Raw genomic sequence first — 6,986 nt, 5'->3', positions numbered from 1 at the left:
AGCGGTTTAATGCGATTACCCTACCCACCAGAGGGCATGTACTTGACTTCAGGATCGCGGCCCAATGTGCCGATGAGGGTTACTTTGTTCACTGATGCAGACATGGTATTTCTCCTAGAAATGGACGCAGAAAAACGTCAGGAGAAGCACACACCCAAAGGGAGTTGTTCTCCCGATAGGGCAGGTAAAAAGTAAAGGTAAGTAAAATAGGCTACCAGCATCTTGCGGATGCCGCCCCATGCAGTAGCATGATAGGGCTTGAAGGGATCGCTGCCGTAGCAGCCAGGGACTTGTTGATAGTGCAACAACACACATGGGATGCGCTAATCCTAAAACCACCCGCAAATGGCAGTCAAGTTTTTATCGGAGTGGTTTCCACGAACTCTCCATCCTCATACACCATCACCCCACTGCCTTCTTCCTCGATTGAAATGCCCCACCCACCCCGCTCCTCAATCCAGGTGATTTCATGTTGTAAGCCCGCCATATCCCCAACAAACCGGCTGCTGACCTCCTGCCCGCAACAACCTATGTAATCAATCTGGTAGATAGTCATACCGCTTCATTTTCCATTTCCTCCAACATTCACAATCGTCTTGCACCCCGGATACCCGCTACATCCCCAAAAATTCCCGAACCTGCCATTACGCCTGTGCATGGGCTTGCCGCAACTCGGGCATACCTTCCCTGCCTGATCCACTGCACCAGCCTCCTGCCCCCTGCCGACACCAACCGCTGTATTAGCTGCACCAGCCTTTCCCGTTACTGCTACAGATTCCGGCTGTTGCCTTGCCGAACCCACCCCCGCCTTGGCACGTTCCAGCACCTTGACCAGCCATCCTTGCTGTTTGTCCATGAACTGCATCAGGGTCATTTCACCGCTGGCAATGGACTCCAGTGCCTGTTCCCAAGCGGCGGTCAGCGCCGGGTCTTTGACCGTATCCGGTAACATCCTGATCAGAGCAACCCCTTTAGGGCTGGCACGCAACTGCTTTTTCTTGCCTTCCCGCACCAGCAGGCCACGCTGCAACAGGGTTTCGATAATGGCTGCGCGGGTCGCTTCTGTACCGATCCCGGCATTGTCCTTGAGGATTGCCTTCAGCTTGGGGTTTTCCACCAGTTTGGCGATACCCTTCATCGCCTGGATCAGCGTACCCTCCGTATAAGGTGGAGGTGGTTTGGTCTGCCGCTGGATCTCACTGGTATCCAGAACCAGTACCTTATCCCCCTTGTTGAGGACGGGCAGTGCCTGCCCATCACCATCCGCACCCATGGGTTTGCCGTCTGCCTCATCGGCAGGTTCCTGATAAGCAGCTTTCCAGCCCCGCACCCGGTCAACCCGTCCCGACACCCGGAACAGGTAGCTCTGGCAATCCAGCTCAATGATCGTCTGGTCATATTCATGTGCGGGAAAAAACTGAGCCAAATAACGGCGGCGGATCAGGTCATACACGAATAACTCATGCTCTGAAAGGCTATCCAGCCGCCCGCCTGCTGCGGTGGGGATAATCCCGTGGTGGGCAGTGATTTTGCTGTCATCCCACACCTTGCCCTTGATGCTGGCATCTGCCTGGGATACCAACCCAGCCATGTTCCGGTCGGTCAACACCAATGCCTTGAACACCGCCCCGGCCTCGGCATGTTGCGACATCGGCAGGTAGCCACAATCAGTACGCGGGTAGGTGGTCAGCTTGTGCTTTTCGTACAGGGACTGGGCAATATCCAGTACCTGCTGCGCACCCAGCCCCCAGCGGCGGGAGGCTTCCACCTGCAAACCGGACAGGTCGTAAGGCAAAGGAGCCATCTGGCGCTTGCGCTCCGTGGTGCAACGTACCACCTCCGCATCCTGCCCCTTGCAGGCAACCAACACCTGCTGGGCCAATGCCCTGTCGACACAACGCCCTTCTTCATCAATGCCGGGCGTTCCCTTGCCCGGAACCCAGTTGGCTTTGAACTGTTTGGCATCCTTGTCTGGCAAACAACTGGCGGTCACATCCCAGTAATCGACGGGGACAAAGTGCTGTATCTGCTCGTCCCGGTCAACTACCAGCCGCAAGGTTGGGGTTTGCACCCGCCCCACACTGAGCGCACCACCCTTGCTGCCCAACTGCCCGCTGTACTGGGCTACCAGCGTATAAGCTCGGCTCAGGTTCATGCCCACCAGCCAGTCAGCCCGGCTGCGTGCCAGCCCGGCCTGATACAGCATTTCCGTCGCCTGCCCTGGCTTGAGCTGCCCCAGTGCCTTGCGAATACTGGCATCATCCAGCGCTGACAGCCACAAGCGTGACACCTGCCCCCGGTAACGGCACAGTTCCATGACTTCGCGGGCAATCATTTCCCCTTCCCGGTCAGCATCTGTGGCAATCACCACATGCTTTGCCTGCCCCAGCAAGCCCTTGACCACCTTGAACTGCTTTGCCCCGGACTTCTTCACTTCCAGCCTCCACTGCTGCGGCAAAATCGGCAGGGCTTCCAGACTCCAGCGTTTGAACTGTTCGCCATACGCTTCAGGTTCAGCCTGCTCCAGCAAATGCCCAAAGCACCACGTCACCTGCACACCATTGCCATGCAGGTAGCCATCCCCCTTGCTGGCAGCCCCCAGCACTCGGGCAATATCCCGTGCCTGGCTCGGCTTCTCACACACGTAAAGCATCACTATCTAGTTCCTTATTCCAGCCAAGATACCCATGATTACCCACAAACCGACAAATACCCAATCGAGATTACTTTGCATCCCGGTCAACTGCTCCAAGAATCGGATGAATAGTGCCGCCAGCGCTGAAAATGCCCCATACTTGTACAGGTAATACTTTCTGGACACCTGAATGCCTGTTCTGCTGATCTCCCGGCTGTCCGCCAGTACCTGATAGAAAACGATTCCGCCCATCACCGCTACCAGCCCCCACTTTCCCCATTCAACCAGACCCATCACTATTTCTCCTGTAACCATTCACCTAATGGTTCGTAGAAAATCCCAACCACCAAAATCATCAGTAGCGACATCCCAAACCAGTATCCACTAGTAACGACCCAGTATTGCCACCCAGATGGGAGAAAAACCTCACCGAACAGCCCAGCCGGATAAATAAACAGAACCCCAAAGGGAATAATTATGGATGCAGCCAAACAGAAAAACGCCCACCAGCGTGTCATGTTTTTATCCTTGTCACCGAACTGTTTAATCTATTTTTGTCAGTGCCATTGATAAACGCACCTCCGATATACACCAAGGACAAACAACCCAAAGCAAACAAAACCAAAGGAAACGCCCCAAAAAAAGGGATGACTACAGCAGAAGAAAGGCGAACCCCCACTATTTCAGCAACCGTAAACAACCATAAACACCCCGTCATTCCAACCAACATCATCACCAAGCCAAAAATAAAACCATAGTTCTTTTTCATTTTATCTTCCATCATTGCACCACCCATAGCGCCGCCACCATTTTTGGTAAAACCATCATCCCGACTGCCAGTAAAGCCCCCGGAATAGCCATTAAAGGGTTCCCGCGAATTAGCGCCACTCCCGTACCAACAATAAACGTCAGAAATCCAACCACCCCAGAAAGGCGACTAACCGTATTTGCCAGACCTTCAATTAACGTCCCAACATCGGCTGGATAATCACCGACCCGCTTAGGGTTAATTTCACTAACTTCCTGGGCATCACCTGAAAAAAACAATATGCCAACCAAGATAGCTATAAACAACGCCAAAAATAATAGCCCAATAACCACTGCATCAGGATCAATACCTTCACGGGAATCCCCCGCACTTCTGGTTTCATCCCCATTTTTCACCCCTGCCGCACTTTCTTTACCAACACCAACAGATTGGTTAACTGCACCAGTATCTTTAAAAACAGAACCACCACAGTGAGAACACACACCTCCAACAATTATTGATGACCCACATCCATCACAACGTTTAAACACAAGTTCCCCCTTTAAATCAGCATTAAACCCATAAAGAAAAAGCCACTATCTGCCGAGGTGACAGCAGCACCACCAATCCCCATTGCATCCAGAATTTTTGCCATACCCATGATTTAAAGCCCTACCACTGTATTTCCTGCATCCCTCTGGAAATACATCGACATCAATACCTGCGGTCTCACCTTTAGCACCCGTGTCAACTTGGAAATAGTGGCGATTTTTACTTCCTCCAGATCACCCCGGAGTATCCGGTAAAGGGTATTCCTGGAAATACCCGCATCCCTGGCAATCCTTGACTTATTATTCCCAGCCCTTGCCACCACCTGCATCAAATACTGCTTTACCTCTGCTGCCGCCATCTTAACCTCCCTTGCTTAACCAGCTTTCCTTAACCACTGCACAGGCACACTGACTGTCACAGGATCATCTTCCCTGAGATACTCCCGAAACACATCAACTAGCGGCAACCCCAACGCCCGCGCCACTTTCCTGACTACTGAAATTGTTTCGCCTTCCAGGCTTCCCCCATCAACCACACGGTTGAACTCACGTAGCGGCAGCCCTGCCTTCACAGCGAGTCGCGCCCGGTCTTTTCCCCGCAACGCAGTACCCATGAAAACCTTCAACTCTTTCCCCGCCATCACTCCCCCCTTGTTTATCCATCATTACTACCTTCACCACGCTTATCTACCTCATGCTTGGCCTTTCGCCTATCACGGTAACGCATCCAGATAACAAGCAAGCCATTTGCAAGTACGAACAATCCCATGTACACCAACATGTTATTACTGTTGGCTTGCGACAAGCCTTCAAAAGCGCCACCACCCACGGGTTCGCACTGCATTACCACCTGTATCAAATCACTACCCTCCATTTCCTTGATCAAGAATAATTGCAAAAAATATCAACGCTATTCCAAATCCAACCACCAAAACAGCTTCAGATGCAGATACTTGCGATGAAATCCAGCCACCACCGAATCCAAGGACTGTTACACCTGCACCAACCTTCTCCAAAAAATCTGCAAACCGTTTGTTAATATTTGCCATCTCAGTATCTGCTCCGTCGAATAAAAGAGCAGACCATAATCTGAAAGCAGCAACAAGTCAGCAATGTTACTCACCAAGCAGTCTTACCCATCACTCCCCCCGCTTCTCAACAAACTTCACTGACCCAATCCGCATCATGTCGAGATCAACACTTTCAGCTTCCAGCACCAGACGGCTTTTCTCTTCCCCTGTGTCCTTGTCCGCCCAGGTATCCTGCACCAAAGTACCAACCACAAAAACCCGGCAACCCTTGGCAAGCAGTTTGCCTGCCAGCTCCCCACGCTTTCCCCAGTAGGCAACATTCATCCAGAACCCGCCTTGATCTTTCCATTCCTCCCCATCCCTGACAGGCCGATCAAAGTACACCCACAATCCACAAACAGCCCGCTTTTCACCCTCTGCCACATCCACATACTTCAGCACTGGATCGGCACCCAGATTCCCACGGCCTTCAAACCTGTTTGGCATATTCAAACCCTCTTTGTTGTTGCAATTAATCTATCCACCATCGCCGGGCAGTGGTTAGTTACCTTCGCCCTGATTCATTTCGCGCATCAGCCTGCGCCAGGCATCAAACTCTCTTTCCAACCGGCTGACCCGTTCAAGGTCATACCGCACCATCCCCAAGGCATGGTTCAAGAACATCCGGCTCTCTTCAAACCCCAGTAGCTTGCGCTGCACATCCTTTTCCAGCCTCGATATTGCCCGCAACCAGTCTTTATCACCTACGGCAACCCTAATCCGCCTGTTCCTTCCCTGGGTCATGTCCCGCCATACCAACGGCATGAATGCCCGGTTACGCTCGTGTAGAAAGACCACTGGCGCACCCAACCCAAAGGTATCCAGAAACGCCTGCTTCAACCTCCCTATCTCTGCTGCAAGCTCCTTTTCCTGCTGAGCCAACCGATTCCGCTCAGCACGTATCGCCTTGATCCCGTCATAGGGCAGCCCATAAATTCCCATCACAACCTCCGCATCTCTCCCTTACCCTTAAAAGCCCTTTAGGCAGTGCTAACCTGCACCCGTGCTAACTTGCACTCTCAGCACTGCCAACCGCTGCCACAGCTTCCAGTTCCCTCTCCGCCTTCGGCGGTAAGGCTGGGGCAAACTTCGCCCGTCTGCTGCCATTCAGTACATCTTCTGGCACAGCCCCCATTTTCTGCATGGCTTCCTGCACCTGCGCCAGGTCGCTTGCCACATCGTCCCTGGTCAAGCCTGTTGCCCGGTAACGGTCAGTGGATTCAAACACCCGGCGTATCAGCACCGAAGCTGCATCCATCCTGCGGTGCGCCTCCGTAGTCACCATCAATGCAACGTGCTGGGCGGTGAGGATCATGCGTACCAACGTATCGAGTTCGGTAATCACCCTCGCTATCCAGTACGCATGGGGTGAGGAAAAACCAACGGTTACTTGCAGCGGTTTAACAGATTCAGAAACCCTGACATCCATCAGTGGGTTTGCTTGTAAAACCGCCTGCATATCCGCCTTCATGGCAACTAGGGTTTTCTCTGCGGCTTCCAACCGTTCTTCAACCTGCACCAGATACCAATCCGCCCACGGGTCATCCGCCTTGGCAGCGGCTGTAATCTGTGACAGATTCCGGCTGAAACGCATCAATCCCATCACACCCTTGCGTTCAGGAGTCGCATCACGCCCCGTCAGCAGGGTCTGCGCTTGTCGGGTCTGGATCGTGACAGTGACATCTCCACGCAGCCGCCCCAACCCTTGGTTGTCCGCTGCACCAGCCATAAACCCACCACCCCGGTTGAATTGGTTCATAAACCGCCCACTGACGGCTGGTATTCCTGCTTGTCTGTTCTTAACTTCCATCATTACCTCTGCTGATAACTTGAATATTTACTTTTCGGGGTCGGCTGAAGTGTTGCCCTGGGGGAGACCCCCCCCCCCCCCCGTTCCGGGCGGCCGGAGTGTTTTGCTCGGCGACACCCCCCCCCCCCCCCCCGCCCGGCGGGCCGAGCGTGCGCCTCCGCAGCCGCCCCCC

The 6,986-nt window shown here is 53.4% G+C and carries 14 protein-coding genes; 1 reads left to right on the top strand and 13 read right to left on the bottom strand.

Features of this window, described 5'->3' with window-relative positions:
• On the top strand, positions 1–195 hold a 195-nt coding region (locus B2U47_RS17230; RefSeq protein WP_349675740.1), incomplete at its 5' end, for a hypothetical protein.
• Between the two features lie 157 nt (positions 196–352).
• Here the strand turns inward: B2U47_RS17230 and B2U47_RS00285 are convergent.
• The 13 genes from B2U47_RS00285 to B2U47_RS00230 form a co-directional block, all read right to left on the bottom strand.
• On the bottom strand, positions 353–556 hold the full coding sequence (locus B2U47_RS00285; RefSeq protein WP_296674187.1) for a hypothetical protein: 204 nt from the start codon (positions 554–556) through the stop codon (positions 353–355).
• A gap of 6 nt (positions 557–562) precedes the next feature.
• A complete protein-coding gene (locus tag B2U47_RS00280; protein WP_296674188.1) occupies positions 563–2,653 on the bottom strand; it encodes a DNA topoisomerase III in 2,091 nt (696 codons plus the stop codon).
• Between the two features lie 6 nt (positions 2,654–2,659).
• Complete coding sequence (locus B2U47_RS00275) at positions 2,660–2,929, bottom strand: hypothetical protein (RefSeq protein ID WP_296674190.1); 270 nt, start codon at positions 2,927–2,929, stop codon at positions 2,660–2,662.
• A gap of 2 nt (positions 2,930–2,931) precedes the next feature.
• Positions 2,932–3,153: a hypothetical protein gene (locus tag B2U47_RS00270; protein WP_296674191.1), complete on the bottom strand. Its 222-nt coding sequence runs from the start codon at positions 3,151–3,153 to the stop codon at positions 2,932–2,934.
• Positions 3,150–3,419 carry a hypothetical protein gene (locus B2U47_RS00265; RefSeq protein WP_296674193.1) on the bottom strand — a complete coding sequence of 90 codons (270 nt, stop codon included), beginning with the start codon at positions 3,417–3,419 and terminating at the stop codon, positions 3,150–3,152. The genes B2U47_RS00270 and B2U47_RS00265 overlap by 4 nt, the downstream gene beginning before the upstream one ends.
• On the bottom strand, positions 3,416–3,934 hold the full coding sequence (locus B2U47_RS00260; RefSeq protein ID WP_296674195.1) for a hypothetical protein: 519 nt from the start codon (positions 3,932–3,934) through the stop codon (positions 3,416–3,418). Before B2U47_RS00260 ends, B2U47_RS00265 begins: the two co-directional genes overlap by 4 nt.
• 113 nt (positions 3,935–4,047) lie before the next feature.
• Positions 4,048–4,263, bottom strand: coding sequence for a helix-turn-helix domain-containing protein (locus B2U47_RS17250; RefSeq protein ID WP_414718059.1), 216 nt, complete (start codon positions 4,261–4,263; stop codon positions 4,048–4,050).
• A gap of 45 nt (positions 4,264–4,308) precedes the next feature.
• On the bottom strand, positions 4,309–4,575 hold the full coding sequence (locus tag B2U47_RS00255) for a hypothetical protein (RefSeq protein ID WP_296683824.1): 267 nt from the start codon (positions 4,573–4,575) through the stop codon (positions 4,309–4,311).
• A gap of 14 nt (positions 4,576–4,589) precedes the next feature.
• A complete protein-coding gene (locus tag B2U47_RS00250; protein WP_296674198.1) occupies positions 4,590–4,820 on the bottom strand; it encodes a hypothetical protein in 231 nt (76 codons plus the stop codon).
• The gene (locus tag B2U47_RS00245) at positions 4,798–4,983 is read right to left on the bottom strand and encodes a hypothetical protein (protein ID WP_296674201.1); all 186 of its coding nucleotides are present in this window, start codon (positions 4,981–4,983) and stop codon (positions 4,798–4,800) included. Before B2U47_RS00245 ends, B2U47_RS00250 begins: the two co-directional genes overlap by 23 nt.
• 90 nt (positions 4,984–5,073) lie before the next feature.
• The gene (locus B2U47_RS00240; RefSeq protein WP_296674202.1) at positions 5,074–5,451 is read right to left on the bottom strand and encodes a single-stranded DNA-binding protein; all 378 of its coding nucleotides are present in this window, start codon (positions 5,449–5,451) and stop codon (positions 5,074–5,076) included.
• Between the two features lie 54 nt (positions 5,452–5,505).
• Positions 5,506–5,946 (bottom strand): hypothetical protein, encoded by a 441-nt coding sequence (locus tag B2U47_RS00235; protein WP_296674204.1) that lies wholly within the window; start codon positions 5,944–5,946, stop codon positions 5,506–5,508.
• A gap of 64 nt (positions 5,947–6,010) precedes the next feature.
• Entirely contained in the window at positions 6,011–6,817 is an 807-nt protein-coding gene (locus B2U47_RS00230; RefSeq protein WP_296674207.1) for a PFL_4669 family integrating conjugative element protein, read from the bottom strand.
• Positions 6,818–6,986 lie beyond the last annotated feature (169 nt).

It is taken from the genome of Thiothrix sp. UBA5583, assembly GCA_002425225.1.
GTDB lineage: Bacteria > Pseudomonadota > Gammaproteobacteria > Thiotrichales > Thiotrichaceae > Thiothrix > Thiothrix moscowensis.
Note: the sequence above shows the minus strand (reverse complement) of the source record. Positions and strands in the feature narration are given on the sequence as shown.